Raw genomic sequence first — 23,511 nt, 5'->3', positions numbered from 1 at the left:
AAAAACTCGTAATTTTTTTTTGTATTCTTATTTTGATCCCTGATCAGGCATTATGCGGGGACATAGGGTTATATAACTCGTTTGATGACGACTTGGCTGAAAGGCAATTGTCCTGGCCTTTGTGGGCTCTGCCAGGGCCATTCAGGAGGCCGCAAGATGATGAAGATTTGATTTATCCTGAGTATTTTTTAGGAGATTGGCAAATCATTAACTTTGATTTAAGTGATCCTAAAAAAAAATTTGTAATTCATAAGGCAAAATTTAGGCATGATTCAAATGGCAAAGTGGTTGCAGATAGGGCCTTTAATACTAAATCTTTAGGTCAAGAAATCTTTGGCAGTACTTTAATTGACGTTATAGATGATCCAGATTCCCCTAATAGGCAGTTAGCTTTATTTCAAGACGATGAATCCTTAGAAACAAAAGTCATTGGAAGAAGTCAATCATCCCTTTCAAATGGTTTGTTTATTTCTGATGAACTTGCATTACAGATTTTTCACTCCTTATCGATTTCTAGGATTAATCAAGTTGAAACTTTAGGCCGATATTCAAAATGTAGGGATCAAGGAATTTTGCTTGAAAATATTAATAGTTCTTCTATTTGTGGAGAGCAATGGCAGGGAACCTATAAAGCTCCTGGAGAGTCTTTAAAATTAAAATCCATTAATTCTAACCATTTTAAATTATTGTTTATATCTGCTACTGAGCAACTTCCATCAAAGAAGTCTCTAGTTGATCTCGCCAATCAAAAAGATCAGTTAATTTTGGATGGTCCATGAACTCTGGACAACCTTTGCCAGCTAATTCTTTGCCCGCAGACTTTGGAAATTTTAAAAGAGATAATTGTGCGGCAACAGCTATATCTGCAAAGCTAATTTTATTCCCTACAATCCACTTTTTTGATTTAATTAAATTTGTTAATTGCTCCAGACTTGCAAGTAGTTCTGAATTGATATCGGTAGTCGCAAATTCTGAAAATTTATTCAAAATACTATTTGGTAACTCTCCAATAATTTTGCGATAGGACGAAGGAACTTCTTCTGGCAGTAAAGCCATGCGTAGTTGAGAATCATTTGCTGCAGCTTTAATCAGTGCCTTTTTGCAACCTTTAGCCATCGTTGTATCTGCCCAATCTTCAATTAGGAATGCTATGGATGCTTGATTTGAGTCCTTCGGAATAAGATTTGGTTCAGGACTTATTTCGTTAAGATGTCGAATTATTGCACTGGAATCATGTATTACATCGCTTCCATCAATTAAAAGAGGTAATTGCCTTTGACCAGATAACCTAAAGATTGATACTTGCCCTATCCCTGGAGTGATCTCAACTAATCTGTAACTGAGATTCTTTGCCTCTAAAACCATTCTGACCTTAAGGCAGAATGGTGAATGGCGAAATTGATTGAGTTCCAGCATCGAGATCTTCCTTATGGAATAGGAAGAGTAGCTATTAAAGTTAAGAGGTGCAGATCAAAATGGGAGAGTTTTTTTCTAATGTTTCGCGTTATCCTAAATATTTAATAACAATTATTCTTGGAGTATTTACTGCTGCTCTAGAGCCTTTAATTAGGAGAAGTAGTAATCCAATTACAGCCATTGCATTAATTGGAGCATTGATTAGTGGAATGATTACACTTATTTTTCTTTTAAGAGCAATGATTTTTCCCATTTACTAAGATTAAAAAATGGCCAATTCAAGACGTGTTGAAAAGTTTTCTTCGCTCATTAGAAAAGAAGTCAGTCAGCTAATAATGCAGGGTTTAATTGATCCAAAGATTGCAACAAGTATTGTCACTATTACAGGAGTACAAGTCTCTAATGATTTGCAGCATTGTAGAATATTTGTAAGTCTTTTTGGGGCTGATAGCTTAAAAGAGGATGTTTTTGCAGGATTAGAGAATTCATCAGGTTTTCTAAAAGGAGAATTAGCCAGAAGGCTAAAGATGAGAAGGGCTCCTGAGATAGTTTTTAAGTTAGATAAAGGAATTGAAAAAGGTACTTCTGTTTTAGGTCTTTTAGATGAATTACAGAGAAAACGTAAGAATAAAGATGATTCTTCTAGTGAATTAAATCAAGATTTATAGCAAACGATTTTTTAAATAAATATATCTTGCTCTACAAAACCTATGCTTTATATAATATAAAGTATGGCAAATTATTTACCTTTATCAGGAAGATCAATTCTTCTTACTAGATCTGCAAATCAATTAGGCTCTTCTAAAAAACTTTTTGAAAGCTTTGGCGCTAATGTTTTTGAACTCCCTGCTCTTATTATTGGACCCCCTGATGAATTTGGACATTTAGATGGAGCACTTGATGAACTTGATACTTTTCATTGGATAATTTTTTCTAGTGTTAATGGAGTAAATGCAGTTGAACAAAGACTAGCTCTTAAGAATATGTCTCTTAAAGATAAAAAAAAACATTTAAAAATTGCAGCTGTAGGTCGTAAAACTTCTGATTTTTTAAAGCAATTAGATATTGCAATTGATTTTGTTCCACCAGATTTTAATGCCGATAGCTTGATAACTCACTTCCCTGTATCTGGTGCTGGATTGAAAATGCTTATTCCAAGAGTTCAAAGCGGAGGTAGGACTGTGTTGGCAGAAGCTTTTGCTTCTTCTGGTTCCCATGTCGTTGAAGTCGCTGCTTATGAAACTAGTTGTCCAAAGACTATTCCTCAAATAACTATTGATGCTTTCAATGAAAATAAAATAGATGCAATTACTTTTACAAGTAGTAAAATTGTTTCTCATTGTTATACATTATTAAAAAGATATTTTGGTGAAGAATTAGAATTCAAGTTAGGAGAAATAAAACTTCTATCAATTGGACCTCAAACAACCAAAAGTTGTCAAAAATATTTTAAAAGAGTAGATATAGAAGCAATTCCACATGATATGAATGGCTTGATCAAAGCTTGCATAAAGATTTTCTAAATGTTAAATAATTAAGTCTACTAATTCATGTGTTATTTACTCTTTGCTCGACCAAACTTTTAAATCTATCTAGATTTATTTGCAGTTCATTTGTAACCATCTTCCCTAAAATATTTTCTTCCATTATTCTTGCCAATATTTTTGGTAGCTCATACGAGATAGTTAATCTAACAATTGTTTTTTCTCCTTCCTCGTAGAATCGAACACAACCTTTTGTTGGAAGTCCACCTACTGATTCCCATTTTAATTTTTGTGCTTCTATTCGCTCACTTATTTGCGCTTGCCATTTAAAACGAAACCCATTAGCAGCTAGTGTCCATTCGGTTAGGTCAGGAAGCGTATTAGTTTCTTGATCAACTGTTTTAACTGATTCAATCCAAGTCATCCAAAGAGGCATTGAGTCAAGATCACTCCATACTTTCCATACTTCTGTAACAGGAGCATTAATATTACTAGTTACTGTATGTTCAAGCCATTTACCCATTTTAGGACACCTGAGAATTTTTTTGTAATTTTATTTCTCTATTAAGTATTGCTGAGGCTGCTAGATGTCCACTCATTGTTGCACCTTCCATCGAGTCAATATAATCTTGTTGTGTATAACTACCAGCCAGAAAAAAATTATTTATTGGTGTTTTTTGTGAAGGTCTAAATATATCCATACCTGGTGACTCTCTATATAGTGAATGTGAAACTTTGACTACGTTACTCCAGATTAACTTTAATTCTTTTGAAGAAGGAAAAAGTTTTCTAACTTGAGAGTCAGTATGTTGAATAATCTTAGCCACATCTTCAGTTATCCATGGATCACCTGGAGTCAGAACACATTGGAGTAAAGAACCCATGCCTTTCTTGAAATAATCTTCTGGACTAGCTAAAGCTAAATCTGCAAAACAACTGAAATCTGCATCTGCTGTATATAACAAATTGTTTAATCCAGAAGGAGTTTGAAGATTTTGCTGTGCTGATTTATCTTTAAGTTCAGTTACCCAGCCATCGTATCGAAGTTGAACAGTAGCAACTGGAACGGCATCTAATTTATAGATTGAGGCAAACTCAGGGTAACACTTCCATTCACTTGGGATTAATCTTTTAATACCTGGAACATCACATGCAGCCAAATATTTATCGGCTTTGATAACTACAGAGCCTTCACTTGTATTTAGAGTTAAACCAGTAATTTCTGTGTGATTCGTATTCTTTTCAAAAAGAATTTTTTTAACACTATGATTTAGATGAAGTTTGCCTCCTTTTGATTCTATATATTTTAATATTGGTTTAGTAAGCCACTTATGAGGAGAGCCTTTTAGAAGGTTTAATTTTGAAGCTTCTGTTTTAGAAGCAAACATCATAAATATGGTAAGCATGCATCGAGCTGATATTGCTTCGCAATCTATAAAACCCAATGCATAGGCAATGGGGTTCCACATTTTTTCAATACTATTTTTACTGCCACCATGACTGAGAAACCATTTTTCAAAGCTTATAGAATCTAGTTCCCTAATTGTTTTCATTGCACCTTCATAATCAACCAGACCTCTTACTATTGGGCTTGTACCTAATGCGAGAGCGTTTCGAATCTTATCTACCCAGTTGAGCTGAGGCGTTGTGAAAAACGCTTTTAGGCCGTTAAAAGGAGCCCCAAGTGCAAATCTAAAGTCTAGAGATCTGACATCTCCCCCAGTATTAACAAATAAATGTGTGTGATCCTTTGGAAGTAGGTTTTCAATGGCACCAACTTTGTGCATGAGTGCAAAAAGATTTGCATAATTGAAAAAGAAGACATGCAAGCCCATTTCAATATGGTTTCCTTCTGAATCTTCCCAGCTCCCTACTTTCCCTCCCACAAAGGGTTTTGATTCATAAAGATCAACCTGATGTCCAGCATCAACTAGATCTACTGCTGCAGTGAGACCTGCTAGACCAGAACCTACTATTGCAATCTTCAATGGTTTCGTGAAACAACTCATCTAATAACTCTATAAAATTAAGAGATAGAATTTTGTTTACTACAAAATCTAGATTTATTTCATAGAGTATTTTTATGCTAAAGCAAAATGACTATGTCTAGTCCTGAGAACTCTGTTGCTACTCATTCAGCTAAGGATGGTAAGGGGATTCTTATCACTGGTCCGGCAATGGAACAATTAGCTCGTTTATGCAAAGAGCAAGGAGAAAATAAACTTTTAAGAGTTGGCGTTAGATCTGGAGGATGTAGTGGGATGAGTTACACGATGGATTTTGTAACATCATCTGAGATTGAAGAAAAGGATGAAATATATCATTATTCTTCTCCAGGTGGTGGGAAATTCAGGGTGATTTGTGATCCTAAAAGCCTCTTATATATTTACGGAATGCAATTGGATTTTAGTACAGCATTAATTGGAGGAGGGTTTAATTTTACAAATCCTAATGCAAGTCAAACTTGTGGATGTGGTAGTTCTTTTTCTGTATAAATGCATGACATAGAAACTCAATTAAAAATCAACTAAAACTTTATTTTTCTTATGCAACTCTCTGAAGAAAGTCTTTTTGAAAAAGCTATGAATCGTTATAAAGATGGGGTTGAAGCTAAAGAATTAATAAATGATTTTGAGGAGATAGTAAATACCTTCCCAAATAATTCTGCAGGTTGGACTTGTTTATCTTGGCTTCAGTTATTGTGCAATCAACACGAAAATGGTTTGAGGTCAGCACGTATTGCCGTTAAATTAAACGCACAAGATCCTCAAGCAAGAATTAATTTAAGCTTGGCCCTTCTTGAAACTCAGTCAAAGGGTGTTAGAGATCATATTGAATTAGTTAAAAGAGCTTTATTGGTAATGCCTGAATTGGAAAAAGAATTAAAAATTTCAATTGAAGATGGCTTAACTAGGAAACCTGATTGGGATGCTTTAATAAAAATTAAAAAGTGGCTTTCTTGTTAATTACATCATTGATTGTCATTCAGTCAGATTTTCCAAAGCTTGCTTAAGTTCAGGGTATTTATATTCAAAATTCATTTTCATAAGTCTTTCAGGGATTACTTTTTGACCTTCTAAAACAACTTTTGCGCCATCTCCTAAAAGCAGTTTTAATAATGGAGCTGGTAATGGTAGTAATGATGGTCTACCTAAAACTTCTCCCAAAGTTTGCGAGAAGAGTGACATTTGTGCAGGGTTTGGGGATACAGCATTAATTACTCCTTCCCATTTTTTATTTCTTAGAGATTTTTCTATAATTTGACATAAATCTTTTCTATGTATCCAGCTCATCCATTGATTGCCATTCCCTATAGGTCCACCGAAGCCTGCTCGAAAAATAGGAAGCATTTTTCCTAGCGCGCCCCCATCTCTTCCAAGAACTATTCCAATACGAATTAGAACTAGTCTTGTTTGTTGTGGACATCCTCTAGAGATTTGTTCCCATTTTGAGCAAAGGCTTGCAAGAAAATCATCTCCCTGAGAACTTTTTTCTGTAAAAATTTTATTTTGACTAGTTCCATAAAACCCTATAGCTGAAGCATTTATAAGAATCTCAGGAGGTTTGTTTATTTGGGACATTGCATTAACCAAACCTTTTGTTGTTATCAGTCGACTTTGTTCTATTTTTTTACATTGCTCTTCTGTCCAGCGTTTATTGGCAATTGGTTCCCCAGCTAAATTAATTACTCCGTTAGCTTCTTTAAGAGCGCATAGCAGTTTGTCTTGTTCCCAATTTATAAGCTCAGCTGGATCAAGTTGGAGATGATTTAATTTTGTTGTGTCAATGCTTTTGGGGTATTTTTTAGGTGCTTTGCGGCTTATGACCGTGAGAAGATAACCTGATTTTAATAAATGAGGAATTAATTCACGACCGATAAAACCCGAGCAGCCAACAAGAAGAAGGCGCATGAAATAAGTTAGAAATTACCTCAATTTAAGGCTAGATAATTTTTCTTTGCTTTGTGAACCACTATGAAATGAAAAAAATGATCTAATCTTAGACACATAGATAGTATTTTGATGACTGAGCCTGAAGTTTCTCCAAAAATTCAAAAAAAATTTCGTAAAGGGGATTTGATAAAAGTTAATCGCCAAGCTTATGAAAATAGTTTGGAAGCTTTGGCCAGTGATACCTCTTTACCTGAATATATATTTGAAGGACCAGGAGAATTACTTTTAGTTAAAAATGAATATTGCCAAGTTAGATGGCGGAGGCCAGTTCCAGATGTATGGCTAAGAAGTGATCAATTAGAAGAATGGGTGAGTTCAGAATAAACTTAAGAACCTAGAATCACTTTTAGATTTTCTTTAAGAACTAGTCTTTGTTTTTTGGCTTTTCGAATCATTTCATTGCCATCATGCAGGTAATTATCAACATAACCATTTGTATAAAGCTCTAGTTCATTTAAAGCGTCTTCTACTTGTGAGAAGCAATGGTAAAGACTTAGAGCTAATTCTTTAGCAGGCTTAGGAGTAGATTTGGTTTGATATATATTTAAAACTTTTTTTATTTTATTTTGACTTTTACTTAAGTATTCACAGAAAGATTCCATTAATACATCATCATATGGATCTGCTGAAAGCTCTTTTATTTTCTTTGGAAATGAATTGATTATTTGACCGATTATTTGATCTATAGGCTTAAATATATTTTGTATCCATAGCATTACCTCGCTTTCTTCATCAGCTACTTTTTGATGTACTGACTTAACAAAATCACTTGCTTGAATATTTCTTTCTTCTCTTGCTTTTCTTTTCTTAAATAAAGAATTTTTGTTTTTATAATTAACATTAAAAGCATCTCTTCTTTCAGAGCTTCTTAAAATTTCCCAAGCTGCATTGAGCTCTATAATTCTTGTTTCATTCCCGCCCGCATCTGGATGGTGTTTTTTAACTAATAGCCTATAAGCTAATTTGATCTCTGAAAAGCTTGAGTCTTCATTTACTCCGAGAACTTTGTAAGGATCTATTTGCATATTTTGAATAAATTAAATACTAGAGATATCCATCTTTGCGAGCCTGCATCGATGAAATTGAATTAAACATCGCTGTTGAAAGATATCTCTCTCCAAAGCTAGGTAAGACAACCACTATTCTTTTATGAATCATTTCAGGCCTTGATCCAATTTTTAAGGCGGCAGCTACAGCTGCTCCACTACTTATTCCACTTAAAAGACCTTCTTCTCTAGCAAGGAGTCTTCCAACTTCCATGGCTTCGGAGTCTTCAATTTTAATAACTTCATTTATTAAGTTAGTATCAAGAACATTAGGCACAAATCCAGCCCCAATTCCTTGAATATTATGAGCACCGGCTTTGCCTCCTGAAAGGACCGGACTTTGTGCCGGTTCAACTGCATAGATTTGAATTTCAGGAATTCTTTGTTTTAAAACTCTTGCACAACCAGTAATCGTTCCTCCAGTTCCAACTCCACATATAAGACCATCTAATTTCCCTTCGCAATCACTCCATATTTCTTGAGCAGTAGTTTTTTCATGTATGTCTGGGTTGGACTGATTGTCAAATTGTTGAAGAAGATACGCTTTGGGAATAGTACTAACTAATTCAGTAGCTAATTTAATGGCACCTTGAATTCCTTCATTGCCAGGAGTTAGTTGTAGCTCTGCGCCATACGCTCTCAGGATTGACCTTCTCTCTGTACTCATGGTATCCGGCATAGTCAAAATTAATCGATAGCCTTTAGCTGCAGCAACCATTGCCAGAGCTATTCCTGTATTTCCACTAGTGGGTTCTATTAATACAGTTTCCCCTGGTTGAATAATGCCATCTTCTTCAGCAGATTGAACCATTGCTCCAGCAATGCGATCTTTTACAGATGCAGTTGGGTTAAAACTTTCTAATTTCGCAAGTAACTCGGCATGGCAGGAATATTTTTTTGGCAAACGATTCATTCGAACCAAAGGAGTCTGCCCAACTAGAGCAGTTATGTCAGGAGCAATAGGCATCGATGATTTTGAGAAGTTGACCGTATAGCTGTCTAAGGAAATAGAGTTGTAAGAATGGAGTAATTATGCAAAAGAAACTGTGTACATTATTGAATTGACACTCAAGTTGAGCCCATTCCCAATGTCGGTTCAACGTAAAGAGCTAAAAAATGCTCAATCTCTTTATAACCACGTTCGAGAGTCTATGGCAAAGGGGCAGCCATCTTTGTTGGAATTGACTTGTGATCAAGTTGAAGAAAAAAAGATTGCTGTTTTATGCAGTGAAATTATGGCAGTACAAATTTATGAAAAAACTGCTTTAGTTGCTGGAACTAAGAGGCCTGGATTTTCTTTCGAGGATGAATGAGTGACTGTCAAAAAGATTCCAACAACCACTTTAATTAATTCTTCCAATATCTATTTGGACAAGATTTCTTTTAGCTGGCCAGACGGAAAACAAGTTCTTAATGAATGTAGCTTTTCTATTTCTAAGCCTGGATTATGGATGATCGTTGGGAAGAATGGCAGTGGAAAGAGTACTTTGTTCAGATTGTTAAATGGGATGCTAAAGCAGAATAGCGGCGAGTTTATTTGTAAACTAAAACCTTTTTTGATGTTCCAAAATCCAGACCATCATTTGCTTTTGCCAACATGCCAAAGTGATTTATTGTTGAATATCCCTCGAGGATTAACCGAAAAACAAATAAGTTTAAAAATAAATGAAGCTCTTGATTGTGTGGGTATGAGTGGAATGGAAACTCGTCCTATTCATACACTTAGCGGCGGACAAAAACAGCGACTTGCTTTAGCAGGTGCTCTAGTTAGTGAGTCGAACTTGCTTCTTCTTGATGAGCCAACTGCTTTATTAGATCCAATAAGTCAACGATCTGTTTTGGAAATCGTTTCAAGGCTTTGTAGGCGCTCTGAAGACCCCATTACTGCTTTATGGATAACACATCGACTAGATGAGCTTTTGCATTGCTTTCAAGCGGCCATAATGGAAGAGGGGCGAATTGGTCCATGGTCATCAGGTCAAGATCTTTTTGATCAATTGAATCCACTTGCAATAGGCTAGTAATTAAGGTTAAGTTCACTTTGTTTATTCCTCGGTAGCTCAGCGGTAGAGCGGTCGACTGTTAATCGATTGGTCGCAGGTTCGAATCCCGCCCGGGGAGTTTTTATTTCTGTTACTAAGATTCAGTAGATTCTTGAATTTTTCTAGTGTTTATTTTTATAAATAAGATTTTATTCAATAAGGATTTTTCATATCTTCTTGATTTTGGACAGATCATCACTTTTAATTTTCTGCTAAAAATTTCGCGATAATAAAAACAGGTGTTCTTACTCACGATAAATTTTGGTAGCAACCGCTACAATTTAGTCACGTTCGTTCCTTCCCTTCAGTGGTTGGGATGCATTACATGGCAATAGGGAACGGGATTGCCATTTGACTTTAATGTCATGAACAACCTATCGCTCATTCGTGAAAGACAAAACAAAGCTGATCGCCTTCATAAGGCTCAGCTAACTGCAACCAGAAATGGCAATATTTGTGCTTATGATCGCTCTAATTTTAAAAAGAGACAAAAAAAAGCAAAAGTGCAGATTCACGATAGTTGATTTCTAACTATTTACTTTTAGAAAAACTTATCAATAATTTTTCGATTTAATTTATCTTAAGAAATTCCATAAATTTTATGATTAAAATTAATATTTTATTTGAGAAGATACTTTAAAAGGTAATTTTTCTCGCCCTTTAAGATGTGATAATTCAATCACAACACATAAACCAGTAATCTGTTTTTTCTCAGAAGATAAAATGTCAGATACACTTTCTACAGTCCCTCCTGTCGCAAGTAAATCATCAATAATTGCAAGTCTTTTGAAGTTTATTAATGCATCTTTTTGGATTGATAATGAGCTTTTCCCATATTCAAGCTTATAAGCCTTTGTGTATAATTGTCCAGGAAGTTTACCAGGTTTTCTTGCTACAATTATAGGCTTATCTAGTTTTAATGCTATTCCAGAAGCAAATAAAAAACCTCTTGCATCAATACCAATAATTGCATCAGACTCTTTGCAAATATTTGTGCTAGCCATTCTCTCAATTAAGCTTTTGAATGCTTCAGGATTCATTAAAACTGGCAAAATGTCCTTATAAATAATTCCTTTTTTAGGAAAATCAGGATAATTTTTGATTAACTTTTTTATTTCTTGATTGTTAGTTGAAGTAGATATATCAGTATTCATTATCTATTTTGAAAATAATTACTTATGCTTTGATTATAATCTTATGTTGTCTTTTTGATTTCTAAATGAATATATGGTTTTCTTCAGCCCTTCTCTTAATTTTATTTTAGATTTCCATCCCATTTGAGATAAGCGACTTATATCTAATTGTTTCTTTGGAGTCCCATCAGGTTTGCTTGAATCCCAGATTATTTCTCCACTAAAACCTGCTATTTCGGCAATTTCTTCAGCAAGTTCTTTTATTGTTATATCAACTCCAGTGCCAACATTTAAATGTTGGATGTCGTTTTTATTTGGTCTCCAATTCTCCAAGGCGAAAACACATGCTTCTCCGAGGTCGTCGACATGAAGGAATTCTCGCATTGGTGAACCACTCCCCCAGCAAGTGACGCTTTCTTCTTTATTATTAATAGCTTCATCAAATCTTCTTATAAAAGCTGGTAAAACATGACTATTTATAGAGTGATAATTATCTCCAGGACCATAAAGATTAGTTGGCATAAGGCTAATAGCATCAAAATCATATTGTTGTTTTAATGCCATACAAAGCTTGATCCCGCTAATCTTGGCAATTGCATACCATTCGTTTGTTGGTTCTAAACTTCCTGTTAATAAGTCTTCTTCTTTTATTGGTTGTTGAGCATATTTTGGATATATACAACTACTTCCTAAAAACAATAATCTTTTCACTCCTTCATTCCAGGCTGTTTCTATTACATTATTTTGTATTTTCATATTCTCTAATAGAAATTGAACTGGAAAACTTTCATTGGCTTTAATTCCTCCAACCTTTGCTGCTGCAATTACTACTACTTCTGGTCGATTATTCTTAAACCAATTGTGAACATTATTGATATCACTAAGGTCCAGATCTTGTCTGGATGCAGTTAGAAGATTTGTGTAATGTTCTTTCTCTAGTGCTCGTATAATTGAGCTTCCTGCCATGCCTTTATGGCCTGCAACAAATATGCGATCGCTTTTACCTATGAGTGATGTCATTTTTCAGATCTTTTTTCTTGTAAATTTCCATTTCTTGTATGATTTTACCGTTTTCTTAGTCAGTGAAAACTGAGTAAGAAAACGGTCTTCAGCTTCTTCTCAGGTTTATCTATTTGTAAAAATTGAATTAATTGAATGTAAGGTTTTTATGAAATCCTTAACAGAATGCTTCGTAAATCGAAAGACTTTCTAAAGACACACAAGCTGTTTTGACATTGTAAAATGGAGAAACACCTGTGAAGCTAAGAGGTTTGCGTATTTTTAGTGCTTTTATCCTCTTTTTATTAATTCTGCATAAAAAACAAAATGTTGAGAGAATCGTAAGCACTATTTTTAAACAGCATTTTGCTGTTTATTTACTTACTCAAAGTCTGGTTACATGAAGCCTTGTATTTTGCTAATAGAAGATGACCAGGATATGCGTGAGCTGGTTGCAGGACATTTAACTCATACTGGATTCGATGTCCAAAAAGCTGAAGATGGAATTAAAGGACAAGCTCTTGCTCTTCAGTATGAGCCTGATCTAATACTTCTTGATCTTATGCTACCTAAAGTTGATGGACTTACTCTTTGCCAACGATTGAGGCGAGATGAAAGAACTGCAAATATTCCAATACTTATGATTACTGCTTTAGCTGGAACAAAAGATAAGGTAACTGGTTTTAATTCTGGTGCAGATGATTACATTACGAAGCCATTTGATCTTGAAGAGTTACAGGTAAGAATTAAAGCACTTTTAAGAAGAACAAATAGAGCCCCTGTAGGAGCGGTTAGCCAGCAAGAAATATTGAATTATGGACCTTTAACCCTAGTACCTGAGAGATTTGAGGCTATTTGGTTTGACTTGCCAGTTCGATTAACCCATCTTGAATTTGAATTGCTTCATTGTTTACTTCAAAGGCATGGACAAACAGTTGCTCCTTCATTAATTTTGAAGGAGGTTTGGGGTTATGAACCAGATGATGATATTGAGACTATTCGGGTTCATGTAAGACATTTGAGAACGAAGCTTGAACCTGATCCAAGAAAGCCTAAATTTATAAAAACAGTTTATGGAGCAGGGTATTGCTTAGAGCTTCCAAAGGATGGACAAGTGAAAGAATTTTCGGATTTAATTGCTAGCTACAGGAAAGAGAAAGGAATCCATGTTCCCAAAGAACATCCAGCTATAGCTTAAAGATCTTCCTGTAATTTCAATAATGTAACTTCCCAGGCGAGTCTTGGACTTACAAAGGCCTTTATTTGCTTACGGAGTGTTTCTAGTTGTCTAATAATCTTAGAATCAGTTGTTTTATTCCATAGATATTGCTGTAACCATCCAATTAGCCAAATTTGTTCATTAGAATCTAGTTTCTCTGTTAATTTTTTTGCTAAAGACAATGCTTCTATAGGGTTATTGTTAGGTAAACTCTTTAGATCTGTCCATAATTCATCGGGAATTGTTTCCCAAATCTCTAAATTCTTTAACATTAATCCAGGCGAACCATTTGCAAGATTTACAAATTCTTTTTGCTGGACAATATTTGAAATATCAATTGTATTATTCATTTTTCTGTCTAATACTTCATTTACTTCCTTTTTATTTAAACGATTAAAAGTAATTTCCTGGCAACGCGATCGAATTGTACTGAGAAGAGATTCAGGCCGTGATGAAATTAATATGAATATTCCTTGATTAGGCTCTTCAAGAGTTTTTAATAATGCATTTGCAGCCGATTCATTCATATTATGTACATCTTCAATAATTACCATTCCTCGTTTTGTCTCAACTGGCTTTTTCCCTAAAAATCTTTTTACAATTTTAATTTGCTCTAGACGAACTTGTGGCAAGGTACGAAAGTTAAGGTTTTCAATCGCAGCATTCGTTTGTGTAATGAGATTACCTTGATGCATATAAGTTGGCTCTATCAATAGAAGATCAGGATGATTATGTGTTTCTAAACGTTTTCTTATATCAGATTTTGGCTGTTCGGCATTTTTTATTAAACCTTCTAAAAACCTTATTGCAGTTAATTTTCGTCCAACACCTTCCGGACCTTTGAAAAGATATGAAGGTGCTACTCTTTGTTTTTGAATTGCAGCATCTAACAAATTAATTGCAGATACTTGACCAATAATTTCTTCGAATACTTCATTTCTATTGCTAATTAACATTTTTATTGATTTTATAAATTTTCGAAATATTTTTTTATAGATTTTTCAATTTGAGTACTTACTAAATTGCATTCATTATCTGCAGAGACTCTTAACCAATTACGTTCTGTTGCGAGTACGCCGAAACCAAATGCTACTTTTTCTAGAAAATTTTTTCCTTCTGCTTCAATTCGATCCTTCGACTTTTGAACTCTTCTCTCGAAGCTTTTTTCTATTTCGATATCTAGCCAGATAGTTAGATCTGGCGAAATACCTTGCGTAGCTATCTCTTCAAGTTTCCTAATTAGTTCCATATCAATATTTCTCCCATAGCCTTGATAGGCAGTTGTTGAGGCACTAAATCGATCACTTAGAACCCAATCACCTTGTTGCAGTGCAGGCAATATGATTTGAGAAATATGTTGAGCGCGATCTGCGGCATATAAGAGAAGTTCTGTCAGTGGTTCTGGAGAATTTTCTTTTGTAGAGCCAAGCAATATTTGTCTTAGCGAGGTACCGAGTGCAGTACCACCAGGTTCTCGTGTGACATGTAATTTTGAGGCTTTAGGCATTACTCCACTCGTGGGTAACCATTGAGTGAGATGGTCGATTTGGGTACTTTTCCCACAGCCATCAATTCCTTCAAGAACAATCAGGCGACCTTTCATTTTCCTTTCAATGAGAGGGCATTTAGGACAACAGTGATTGAGCTTAATGCCATTAAAAATGCTGCTAACGGAGGTGATAGTAATAATCCGAATTGTGGTAGCAGAACGCCTGCTGCAAGAGGTAAAGCAATCATGTTGTAACCAAATGCCCAAAAAAGATTCTGTTGAATTTTATACATTGTCCCTTTGGCTAATAAAAGTGCTTCTGGTAGTGCTTCTAGTCGATCACCTAGTAGTACAAGGTCCGCTGAATCTTTTGCAACTTGTGTACCTGTACCAACTGCTATTCCTAGATCTGAGGCAGCAAGTGCTGGAGCATCATTAATGCCATCTCCAACCATTGCAATGGGCATATGTATTTGAAGCTCTTTAATTCTCTGTAGCTTTTGATCAGGTAATAGCCCCCATCCAAGTTCATCAATCTCAAAACCTAATTTTTCTCCTAAGCGTTCAACTGCTTTACGCCTGTCTCCACTAAGCATATTTAACTTGAGCCCTTGTTTGCGTAATCTTTGTAATGATGTATTAGCGTCATGTCTAACTTGATCGTCAATACTTATTAATCCAAGTAGATCCGTATTGAGTGCAACTGCAACAATTGAATAGCCTTTTGTACTTGAATCGTCTAGGACTCTTTCTACACCTTTCTGTAATTTAATTCCTTTACTTCGAATCCATTCAGGTTTCCCTATACGTATAGTTCCATCAATTCCATCAAGTTCTCCCGCGATTCCTTCCCCAGGAAATGTTTTAGTTACAGAAGCATTTAATAGAGGTAATTGTTGTTGCTGATTTTTTTGTAAGATTGCATGAGCAATTGGATGACGACTATTTTGCTCTAGGCTTGCAGCTAGTTGTAACATTCTCTCTTCATCATTACTCAATAAGCATTCGATTACTAATGGTCTTCCAATGGTCAGTGTACCCGTTTTATCAAAGATAATTTGCTTTATGGAAGCTGCACGTTCAATAATATCGCCACCTCTGAAGAGCCATCCCCGTTTTGCTGCAATTCCAGCTGCAACAGTTATTACTGTTGGGGTAGCTAAACCTAATGCACATGGACAGGCAACAACTAGAACGGCTATAGACAGTTGTAATGCAAGGCCTAAAGGGGTTTGAGCTTGGCTTCCTAACGCAGCATGTACACCATGATGATGCATCATGCCTTGCCCTGATGCATTTAAAACTTCAGGCCACAGTTTTACACCTATTTGCCACCAAAAAATAAACGTAGAAATCGAAAGAAAGATAACACCATAACAAAACTTCCCTGCCACTCGATCTGCTAAACCTTGTATAGGAGCTTTCCTGGCTTGTGCTTCCTCTACTAATCCGACAATTCTAGCTAAAGCTGAATCTGAACCAATCCTTGTTACTTTGAAAATGAGAGTAGCTTCTAAATTGAGACTTCCAGAAGATAGTTCAGTGCCAGGAGAAGCATTTAAAGGCAAAGATTCTCCAGTCAGGCTAGAAACATCAACAGCTGAATTACCTTCTATGACTACTCCATCAACAGGTACACGATCACCTGCTAGTAATTGGATATGTTCCGCTGGTTTCAAAGCGCCAACTCTAACCTCACGTATTTCGTTTTGATTTATGAAAATCCGTGCGGTTTCAGGTTGTAACTGAGCCAATTCAGTGAGTGCTTTGTTTGTTCTAAAACGTGCACGTTCTTCTAAAAATCTCCCTACCAGTACAAATCCAAGGAGCATTACGGGTTCATTAAAGAAACATGGCCATGAAACCTGAGGCCAAATCAAAGCAACAAGACTAGCTATATAGGCACTACTTACTCCAAGTCCAACAAGACTGTCCATTGTTGGATTCAACTTCAAACCAGATTGAAGACCTTTTTTGAGTATTTGTAATCCTGGACCAAATAACGCAAACGTTGCAAGACATGCGTGGAAAGGTAATGTTCCAATTACAGGCAGGTCAATATTCCCTCCCTCGGCCAAATGTCCTAGAATTGAAAGAAAAAGTAGACCAAGAGCAATCATTAGTTGCTTCCATTGGTTCCACCATGATTGGTTTGCAGCAACGCTTGAGGCAGTTCTGCTACTTAAATTTGTTTCGTTTCTTTCTTTTGATGGGAATCCATGATCTGCAAGAGCCGAGAGAATATTGTCAATTTTCTTTTCCGAAGAACTAAGGTCTATCCATGCAGTTCCTGTCACTAAATTTACACTTGCTTTAAGAACATTTGGTTGATCGCAGAGAAGTTGTTCAACAGTACGAACACATCCACCACACTTCATTCCCTCTATATCAAGTAAGACAGAGTCCTTTTTTGAAGTAACGTCTTGGCGATTCAAGGATCGAAATAGTTGTATCTATACGTTAAAGCTAATAACTAATTAATAGTGTCAATTGCTCAATACAAACAATTTATTTAAGGATTATCACCCAAATCCACCAAATCAAGGCAGGATGGTATACGAAGTCAGTGAATAGAGCTTGTTGTGCCTCGCAGTCAAAACAAAGACAATTTTATTGACAAGGCTTTCACAGTACTTGCAGAAACGATTGTCAAGATGATGCCTATTGCTTCTAAAGAGAAGCAAGCATATATCTACTATCGAGATGGACTATCTGCACAAAATGATGGTGACTATTCCGAAGCCCTTGAAAATTATGAGGAAAGCTTGAAACTCGAGGATAATGCCATAGACAGGAGTGAAACCCTCAAAAACATGGCGATTATCTATATGAGTAATGGTGATGAAGACTTGGCATTAGAAACTTATATGAAGGCTTTAGTTGAGAATCCTAAGCAACCTTCTTGTTTGAAAAATATGGGTTTAATTTATGAGAAACGTGGCCGGATAGCTCAACAGGCAGGTAATAAAGATGAAAGTGATATTTGGTTTGATAGAGCAGCAGATGTTTGGAGCAAGGCAGTTAGGCTTTATCCAGGTGGCTATTTAGATATAGAAAATTGGCTGAAAACTACAGGTGGAAGAAATATTGACATTATCTTGTGACCTAAATATTTTCCTGGTACTTATTTTTTCATTTAATTAGATTTTAGGCCTAAGACCTCGAATAAAGAATCTTGAATAGTTGAAACTTTGATCAGCTGAATATCTTTTGTCTTTATGCTTTTTAATTCATTAGAAGATATCCCCTCGGGTACTACAGCAATCTCAAAACCAAGGCGAATTGCTTCTTGAATTCTTTGTGAAATTTGTTTTACAGGTCTTAATTGTCCTCCGAGTCCTATCTCTCCAATCAGAATGGTTTTTTTAGGTATCTCTATATTTTTGAAACTTGACACTATTGCCATAGCTATTCCTAAATCAGCTGCTGGTTCATCAACGGCTAATCCTCCAGCGACTGCTAAATAACAGTCATGACGAGAAAGTGTCAGCCCTATATGTTTTTCTAAAACGGCCAATATTTGATGTAATCTGTTTGTTTCAACTCCTGTTGCAGTTCTTTTTGGAGTTGCATAAGTACTTGGATTAATTAGAGCCTGAAGATCTACTGCGATTGATCTTGAACCTTCACAAGCAACAATTGTTGCTATCCCAGAAGCAGATTCATTACTTAGAAATAACTCACTAGGGTTTTGGACTTCAAGAAGACCATCTCCTTGCATTTCAAATACTCCCAACTCATTGGTGGCGCCATATCGATTTTTTATCGCTCTTAGTAATCTATGACTTCCAAGTCGGTCTCCTTCAAATGTAAGGACAGCATCTACAAGGTGTTCTAGTACTTTTGGCCCTGCTAATGCACCTTCTTTGGTAACATGACCAACAATTAATAAAGCTATATTTCTCTTTTTAGCGACTTTTTGTAAACATGCTGAACATTCTCTGACTTGAGCTACAGAACCAGGAGCGCTAGTTAAATTTTCATTATTTAAAGCCTGAATACTGTCAATTATTACAACTTCAGGATTGAACTGATAAAGCTCTTCAATTATTTCTTCTAGATCTGTTTCAGAAAGTAAATGAAGCTTTGATTCACCGTGATTGATTCTTTTCCATCTAATTCGTACTTGATGAGCTGATTCTTCTGCGGTGATATACAAAATACGATTACTTAATGCCATATTTGTGGCACTTTTCAATAAAAGAGTACTTTTCCCAATCCCAGGGTCTCCTCCTACCAGAATCAGTGAGCCTGGAACAATGCCACCTCCAAGAACTCTGTCAAACTCTTGATATCCAGTTGAGATTCTTTTAAAAGATTGCTCTTTTTCTAAGGAAATTATTTCAGATCGATGTGAAGAAGATTTTTGATCAATTTGAGTTCTTTTTTTTCTAGAACTAGCTGATGATTTACTTCTGATTTCCTCGACAATTGAGTTCCATTCTCCACAATTGGAGCATCTTCCAAAGAATTGTCTGGTTTCAGCTCCACAGCTTTGACAGACAAAAATAGAAACAGATCTGTTCACGAAGTTGTGTAAAGGAAGTTTGCTGTAGTTGAATACCTATGGTCTTTATGGAACTTGAAAGTTTCATAGGGTTCGACTTTTGTCGCCGCCGCAGTCTTTTTTAAAATGACGGCAATCAGTCCATCTAAAGAAACCATTCTCGTTGCTGACGACGAAGCCAGTATCAGGAGGATATTGGAAACCCGTTTATCCATGATCGGGTATCAAGTTTTAACTGCATGCGATGGTAAAGAAGCTCTAGAGCTTTTTAGGAATTGTGAGCCAGATTTAGTTGTTGTCGATGTAATGATGCCTAAGTTAGATGGATATGGACTTTGTCAGGAACTTCGTAAAGAGTCAGATGTTCCAATAGTTATGTTGACTGCATTGGGTGATGTCGCAGATAGGATTACTGGACTTGAATTGGGGGCTGATGATTATGTGGTTAAGCCTTTTAGCCCAAAAGAGTTAGAAGCCAGAATTAGATGTGTTCTTCGAAGAGTTGAAAAGGAACACATTGCTGGATTGCCTAATTCTGGTGTTATAGCGGTAACCGATTTAAGAATTGATACGAATAAGAGACAAGTATTTAAAGCAGATGAACGAATTCGCCTGACCGGCATGGAGTTCAGTTTGCTTGAGCTGTTAGTAAGTCGCTCAGGAGAGCCTTTTAGTCGGGGCGAAATATTGAAAGAGGTTTGGGGATATACTCCTGAAAGGCACGTTGACACTCGAGTTGTAGATGTTCATATTTCCAGACTTCGTTCAAAACTAGAGGCTGATCCCGCAAATCCTGAGTTAATTCTTACGGCGAGAGGAACTGGATATTTATTTCAGCGAATTGTTGATTCACTAACGCTTGATGGGAATTAAAGATTCGTGGAAAATAATGATTCTCGAGGAAAAGTAAATCGCTCTAGAGCAATAAGAAGATTAGTTATTTGGTATAGGAGGAATGCAGCCGTTACAACTCTTGTTGATACAGCCACAACTTCCGCTTCCGCTGCTGGATCAGTTGCTGGATCAGTTGCTGGATCAGTGGTATCTAATGCTGGCTCTGTCGTAACCAATGCTAGTTCGATCGCTAAAAATACTCTTCAGCCACTAGTCTTTGATCCACTAAGAAGGTTGCAAGGTGGAGAAGCGGGGGTTGAAAAGCCTGCTATTAAAGATTCTGAACGTTTGTGGATAGCAGTAGATGGGATGGGTGGAGATTATGCCCCTGGACCAATATTAGAAGGCTGTATAGAGGCCATTTCCAGACTTCCTTTGAAAATAAAATTTGTAGGTCAACTTGAGAAAATTAATGCTGCAGCTAAAGAATTTGGATTAGAAGAATTACTTGAGCAAGCAATTTCTGAAGGTCATATTGACTTAGTCCCTTCAGGTGAATCTATAGAAATGAATGAGGAGGCTACTGCTGTAAGAAAGAAAAAACATGCAAGCATAAATGTTGCAATGGACCTAGTTAAGAAGGGTCAAGCTTTAGCAGTTTATTCTGCTGGTAATTCCGGAGCTTTAATGGCTGCTGCCATTTTTCGCTTAGGTCGATTAAAGGGAATTGATAGGCCTGCTATAGGTGCATTATTCCCTACGAAAGATCCTGCTCAACCAGTTTTAGTTCTAGATGTTGGCGCAAATATGGATTGCAAACCTGCATATCTTCACCAATTTGCTTTACTTGGGAATATATATTCACGAGATGTTTTGCAAGTGGAAAAGCCAAGAATTGGGTTGTTAAATATTGGGGAAGAGTCTTGTAAAGGTAATGATCTTTGTTTAAGTGCTTTTGAGCTGTTGGATCAAGACAATAGTTTTTACTTTAAGGGTAATTGTGAGGGAAGAGATGTACTTTCTGGGAAATTCGATGTTGTTGTGTGTGATGGATTTACAGGTAATGTGCTTTTAAAATTTTTGGAGTCAGTAGGAAGCGTTTTGTTGGATGTTTTAAGAGCTGAATTGCCTAGAGGAAGAAGAGGTAAGGTTGGGTCAGCATTTCTAAGAAGTAATTTAAAACGAATTAAAAAGCGCCTTGATCATGCTGAACACGGAGGTGCTCTTTTGTTAGGTGTAAATGGAATTTGCGTTATTGGTCATGGAAGTAGTAAATCCCTATCAGTTGTTAGCGCGCTTAGGCTTGCTCACTCCGCAGCAAGCCATGGAGTAATGGAGGATTTGGCCAAACTTCAGCAGCCTTTAGCCTTAAGTAACTAGAATTTACGAACTGCAAGTGACGAGGGTGTGATTGACTAATAAAATATTGAATCTTTTTCAACTTTGACACGAGCACCTAAAAACAATTTTGGTGTCAATTTCGTAGGCACTGGGAGCGCTAAACCAACCCAAGTCATCTCAAACGATGAACTTGGTCTGCGTGTAGAGACTAATGATTCTTGGATAAAAAGTCGGACTGGTATTTCTCAGCGACGAGTACTAGGTAAAAACGAATCACTTACAGAATTAAGCACAACAGCAGCTCGGCAAGCGTTGCAAATGGCTGATTGGGAGCCAGAGAGTATTGATTTAGTCATACTTGCTACTTCTACTCCTGATGATTTATTTGGTTCTGCTCCAAAAATCCAAGCTAATTTGTCAGCTACTTCTGCCGTTTCATTTGATTTAACTGCTGCATGTAGTGGATTTCTATTTGCTTTGGTTACAGCTTCTCAATATCTGTTAAATGGTTCGGTGAAGAGAGCATTAGTAATAGGTGCAGATCAACTTAGTAGATGGGTTGATTGGGACGATAGAGGAAGCTGCATCCTTTTTGGAGATGGTGCTGGAGCCCTGGCTATGGAGGCGAAGCCTAATGGATTAGATGGATTCATTGATTTCAGATTGAAATCTGATGGTTCCAGAGGTGATTGTCTAAATGTTCCTAATCTTGATGTGTTTCAAACTTTAGTGCCTGGAAAAATGTATCAAAAAGGAGGTTTTTCTCCAATTCAAATGAATGGACAAGAAGTTTATAAGTTTGCAGTTCGCGAAGTTCCTTTGGTTTTAGATGAACTTCTGATTTCGAATAGCATCAAACCGTCTCAGTTGGACTGGTTGCTTTTACATCAAGCGAATCAACGCATTCTTGATTCTGTGGCAGATCGTTTTAAAATACCCAATAAAAAAGTTTTAAGTAATTTAGCTAATTACGGAAATACTTCTGCTGCAACCATTCCTTTGATGCTTGATGAGGCTGTCAGAGATGGTCGAGTTAAATCTGGTGATTTAATTGCGACGAGTGGATTTGGCGCTGGATTAAGCTGGGGAGCAGCTCTTTTGAGATGGATTGGTCCGAACTAGTCTTTAAACTATTAATTTGAGGTTTTATGACAATTGCATGGGTATTCCCTGGCCAAGGATCGCAGAAATTAGGAATGGCCGAAGGTGTAATTAACCTTCCTGGTGCTAAAGAAAGGTTTGAATTAGCTTCAGATCTTCTTGGTAGAGATCTCTTGAAAATTTGTTTAGAAGAGAAAGAAGGAATTAGTCCCTTAAATGATCTGAATGACACTAGAAATACTCAACCTGCGTTATTTGTCGTTGAATCTTTATTGGTAGATGAACTCAAAAGGCAAGGTCGTGAGGCTTCATTCCTTGCAGGACATAGTCTTGGCGAGATTGTTGCCTTGTATGCAGCAAATGTTTTTGATGTTGAAATTGCTTTGAATTTACTTAAAACAAGATCTGAACTAATGGCTGCATCAGAAGATGGAGCTATGACTGCTGTTTTGGGATTTGATAGAAATCAACTTGATGATCTAGTTCTCTCTACTGAGGGAGTTGTTATAGCAAATGATAATAGTTCTTCCCAAGTAGTTCTTTCTGGCACACCCGAAGGAGTAAAGATAGTTTCTAGTCAACTTAAATGTAAGAGAGTTATACCATTACAAGTTTCTGGTGCCTTTCACTCACCTTTGATGCAGAAGGCATCACAATTTTTTGATCAAGAATTGGATAAAGTGAACTTCCGTGATGCGAATTTTCCCATTCTTAGTAATTCAGATCCCATGCCTTCTAGACGTGGATCACTTCTTAAGCAGAAACTTAAAAAACAAATGATTACAGGTGTTCGTTGGAGAGAAACAATGGAGATTTTTGTTAATGAAGGTATTTCGACCATGGTAGAAATTGGTCCTGGCAATGTTTTGTCTGGTCTTGCTAAACGCTCAATTAAAGGAGTAGGAATAAATCAAATAGGTTCATCTAGTGACTTGGGAATTTGAATT

26 protein-coding genes, 1 tRNA gene and 1 pseudogene are annotated in these 23,511 nt (G+C 36.3%); 16 read left to right on the top strand and 12 right to left on the bottom strand.

Annotation, left to right across the window (positions count from 1 at the left end):
• Window positions 1–32: 32 nt before the first annotated feature.
• Window positions 33–779 (top strand): DUF6816 family protein, encoded by a 747-nt coding sequence (locus tag SOI85_RS05660; protein WP_320663449.1) that lies wholly within the window; start codon window positions 33–35, stop codon window positions 777–779.
• Here SOI85_RS05660 and SOI85_RS05655 read toward each other — a convergent pair.
• Window positions 700–1,416, bottom strand: a complete 717-nt coding sequence (locus SOI85_RS05655) for a glutathione S-transferase family protein (protein WP_320663448.1) — start codon at window positions 1,414–1,416, stop codon at window positions 700–702. The genes SOI85_RS05660 and SOI85_RS05655 overlap by 80 nt on opposite strands.
• 59 nt (window positions 1,417–1,475) lie before the next feature.
• On the opposite strand from SOI85_RS05655, the gene SOI85_RS05650 reads away from it, so the two are divergent.
• The 3 genes from SOI85_RS05650 to SOI85_RS05640 all read left to right on the top strand — a co-directional run bounded on the left by SOI85_RS05650 (window position 1,476) and on the right by SOI85_RS05640 (window position 2,939).
• Entirely contained in the window at window positions 1,476–1,676 is a 201-nt protein-coding gene (locus SOI85_RS05650) for a DUF751 family protein (protein WP_320663447.1), read from the top strand.
• A gap of 9 nt (window positions 1,677–1,685) precedes the next feature.
• The gene (rbfA, locus tag SOI85_RS05645; protein ID WP_320663446.1) at window positions 1,686–2,084 is read left to right on the top strand and encodes a 30S ribosome-binding factor RbfA; all 399 of its coding nucleotides are present in this window, start codon (window positions 1,686–1,688) and stop codon (window positions 2,082–2,084) included.
• Between the two features lie 63 nt (window positions 2,085–2,147).
• Entirely contained in the window at window positions 2,148–2,939 is a 792-nt protein-coding gene (locus SOI85_RS05640; protein WP_320663445.1) for a uroporphyrinogen-III synthase, read from the top strand.
• 25 nt (window positions 2,940–2,964) lie between these two features.
• Here SOI85_RS05640 and SOI85_RS05635 read toward each other — a convergent pair whose 3' ends face one another.
• Together SOI85_RS05635 and zds are read right to left on the bottom strand one after the other, a co-directional pair.
• Window positions 2,965–3,423 carry an SRPBCC family protein gene (locus SOI85_RS05635; RefSeq protein WP_320663444.1) on the bottom strand — a complete coding sequence of 153 codons (459 nt, stop codon included), beginning with the start codon at window positions 3,421–3,423 and terminating at the stop codon, window positions 2,965–2,967.
• Window position 3,424: 1 nt separating this feature from the next.
• On the bottom strand, window positions 3,425–4,888 hold the full coding sequence (gene zds / locus SOI85_RS05630; protein ID WP_320665130.1) for a 9,9'-di-cis-zeta-carotene desaturase: 1,464 nt from the start codon (window positions 4,886–4,888) through the stop codon (window positions 3,425–3,427).
• 114 nt (window positions 4,889–5,002) lie between these two features.
• Between zds and SOI85_RS05625 the strand changes: the two genes are divergently transcribed.
• Window positions 5,003–5,395, top strand: a complete 393-nt coding sequence (locus SOI85_RS05625; protein WP_320663443.1) for an iron-sulfur cluster assembly accessory protein — start codon at window positions 5,003–5,005, stop codon at window positions 5,393–5,395.
• Between the two features lie 51 nt (window positions 5,396–5,446).
• On the top strand, window positions 5,447–5,866 hold the full coding sequence (locus SOI85_RS05620) for a hypothetical protein (protein WP_320663442.1): 420 nt from the start codon (window positions 5,447–5,449) through the stop codon (window positions 5,864–5,866).
• A 15-nt stretch (window positions 5,867–5,881) separates the two neighbouring features.
• On the opposite strand, the gene SOI85_RS05615 is transcribed toward SOI85_RS05620, so the two are convergent.
• Window positions 5,882–6,811, bottom strand: a complete 930-nt coding sequence (locus tag SOI85_RS05615) for a TIGR01777 family oxidoreductase (protein ID WP_320663441.1) — start codon at window positions 6,809–6,811, stop codon at window positions 5,882–5,884.
• A gap of 111 nt (window positions 6,812–6,922) precedes the next feature.
• On the opposite strand from SOI85_RS05615, the gene SOI85_RS05610 reads away from it, so the two are divergent.
• Window positions 6,923–7,177: an NAD(P)H-quinone oxidoreductase subunit O gene (locus tag SOI85_RS05610; protein WP_320663440.1), complete on the top strand. Its 255-nt coding sequence runs from the start codon at window positions 6,923–6,925 to the stop codon at window positions 7,175–7,177.
• A 2-nt stretch (window positions 7,178–7,179) separates the two neighbouring features.
• Here the strand turns inward: SOI85_RS05610 and SOI85_RS05605 are convergent, their stop codons facing one another.
• Complete coding sequence (locus SOI85_RS05605) at window positions 7,180–7,878, bottom strand: J domain-containing protein (RefSeq protein ID WP_320663439.1); 699 nt, start codon at window positions 7,876–7,878, stop codon at window positions 7,180–7,182.
• A 19-nt stretch (window positions 7,879–7,897) separates the two neighbouring features.
• Window positions 7,898–8,866: a cysteine synthase A gene (gene cysK / locus SOI85_RS05600; RefSeq protein WP_320663438.1), complete on the bottom strand. Its 969-nt coding sequence runs from the start codon at window positions 8,864–8,866 to the stop codon at window positions 7,898–7,900.
• A 79-nt stretch (window positions 8,867–8,945) separates the two neighbouring features.
• Between cysK and SOI85_RS05595 the strand changes: the two genes are divergently transcribed.
• From SOI85_RS05595 to SOI85_RS05585, 3 genes and pseudogenes are all read left to right on the top strand, one after another.
• A complete protein-coding gene (locus SOI85_RS05595) occupies window positions 8,946–9,212 on the top strand; it encodes a hypothetical protein (RefSeq protein WP_320663437.1) in 267 nt (88 codons plus the stop codon).
• Window positions 9,213–9,716, top strand: a pseudogene (locus SOI85_RS05590) (ABC transporter ATP-binding protein); the annotation flags it as partial.
• A 232-nt stretch (window positions 9,717–9,948) separates the two neighbouring features.
• Window positions 9,949–10,020, top strand: a tRNA-Asn gene (locus SOI85_RS05585).
• A gap of 532 nt (window positions 10,021–10,552) precedes the next feature.
• On the opposite strand, the gene SOI85_RS05580 is transcribed toward SOI85_RS05585, so the two are convergent.
• Entirely contained in the window at window positions 10,553–11,095 is a 543-nt protein-coding gene (locus tag SOI85_RS05580; RefSeq protein ID WP_320663435.1) for an adenine phosphoribosyltransferase, read from the bottom strand.
• A 33-nt stretch (window positions 11,096–11,128) separates the two neighbouring features.
• Entirely contained in the window at window positions 11,129–12,094 is a 966-nt protein-coding gene (locus SOI85_RS05575) for a GDP-L-fucose synthase (protein WP_320663434.1), read from the bottom strand.
• A gap of 379 nt (window positions 12,095–12,473) precedes the next feature.
• On the opposite strand from SOI85_RS05575, the gene SOI85_RS05570 reads away from it, so the two are divergent.
• Window positions 12,474–13,271, top strand: coding sequence for a response regulator transcription factor (locus SOI85_RS05570; protein WP_320663433.1), 798 nt, complete (start codon window positions 12,474–12,476; stop codon window positions 13,269–13,271).
• Here the strand turns inward: SOI85_RS05570 and SOI85_RS05565 are convergent.
• From SOI85_RS05565 to SOI85_RS05555, 3 genes are read right to left on the bottom strand one after another with little or no spacing between them, the layout of a single operon-like run.
• Window positions 13,268–14,248 (bottom strand): DNA polymerase III subunit delta', encoded by a 981-nt coding sequence (locus SOI85_RS05565; RefSeq protein WP_320663432.1) that lies wholly within the window; start codon window positions 14,246–14,248, stop codon window positions 13,268–13,270. The two genes, SOI85_RS05570 and SOI85_RS05565, sit on opposite strands and share 4 nt — an antisense overlap.
• Window positions 14,249–14,259: 11 nt before the next feature.
• Window positions 14,260–14,895 carry a dTMP kinase gene (tmk, locus tag SOI85_RS05560; protein WP_320663431.1) on the bottom strand — a complete coding sequence of 212 codons (636 nt, stop codon included), beginning with the start codon at window positions 14,893–14,895 and terminating at the stop codon, window positions 14,260–14,262.
• Window positions 14,892–17,216 (bottom strand): cation-translocating P-type ATPase, encoded by a 2,325-nt coding sequence (locus SOI85_RS05555; RefSeq protein WP_320663430.1) that lies wholly within the window; start codon window positions 17,214–17,216, stop codon window positions 14,892–14,894. Before SOI85_RS05555 ends, tmk begins: the two co-directional genes overlap by 4 nt.
• A gap of 147 nt (window positions 17,217–17,363) precedes the next feature.
• On the opposite strand from SOI85_RS05555, the gene SOI85_RS05550 reads away from it, so the two are divergent.
• Window positions 17,364–17,885 (top strand): photosystem I assembly protein Ycf3, encoded by a 522-nt coding sequence (locus SOI85_RS05550; protein ID WP_320663429.1) that lies wholly within the window; start codon window positions 17,364–17,366, stop codon window positions 17,883–17,885.
• Between the two features lie 32 nt (window positions 17,886–17,917).
• On the opposite strand, the gene radA is transcribed toward SOI85_RS05550, so the two are convergent.
• The gene (gene radA, locus SOI85_RS05545) at window positions 17,918–19,309 is read right to left on the bottom strand and encodes a DNA repair protein RadA (protein ID WP_320663428.1); all 1,392 of its coding nucleotides are present in this window, start codon (window positions 19,307–19,309) and stop codon (window positions 17,918–17,920) included.
• Between the two features lie 105 nt (window positions 19,310–19,414).
• Between radA and rpaB the strand changes: the two genes are divergently transcribed.
• From rpaB to fabD, 4 genes are all read left to right on the top strand, one after another.
• Window positions 19,415–20,161, top strand: a complete 747-nt coding sequence (gene rpaB / locus SOI85_RS05540) for a response regulator transcription factor RpaB (RefSeq protein ID WP_320663427.1) — start codon at window positions 19,415–19,417, stop codon at window positions 20,159–20,161.
• Window positions 20,162–20,167: 6 nt separating this feature from the next.
• The gene (gene plsX / locus SOI85_RS05535) at window positions 20,168–21,502 is read left to right on the top strand and encodes a phosphate acyltransferase PlsX (RefSeq protein ID WP_320663426.1); all 1,335 of its coding nucleotides are present in this window, start codon (window positions 20,168–20,170) and stop codon (window positions 21,500–21,502) included.
• A 63-nt stretch (window positions 21,503–21,565) separates the two neighbouring features.
• Window positions 21,566–22,585 carry a beta-ketoacyl-ACP synthase III gene (locus SOI85_RS05530; protein ID WP_320663425.1) on the top strand — a complete coding sequence of 340 codons (1,020 nt, stop codon included), beginning with the start codon at window positions 21,566–21,568 and terminating at the stop codon, window positions 22,583–22,585.
• Between the two features lie 26 nt (window positions 22,586–22,611).
• Complete coding sequence (gene fabD / locus SOI85_RS05525) at window positions 22,612–23,508, top strand: ACP S-malonyltransferase (RefSeq protein WP_320663424.1); 897 nt, start codon at window positions 22,612–22,614, stop codon at window positions 23,506–23,508.
• The last annotated feature ends 3 nt before the right edge of the window (window positions 23,509–23,511 follow it).

The organism is Prochlorococcus sp. MIT 1223, assembly GCF_034092465.1.
Lineage (GTDB): Bacteria > Cyanobacteriota > Cyanobacteriia > PCC-6307 > Cyanobiaceae > AG-402-N21.
The sequence above is the reverse complement of the archived record's forward strand: the minus strand, read 5'-3'. Positions and strand labels throughout refer to the sequence as shown.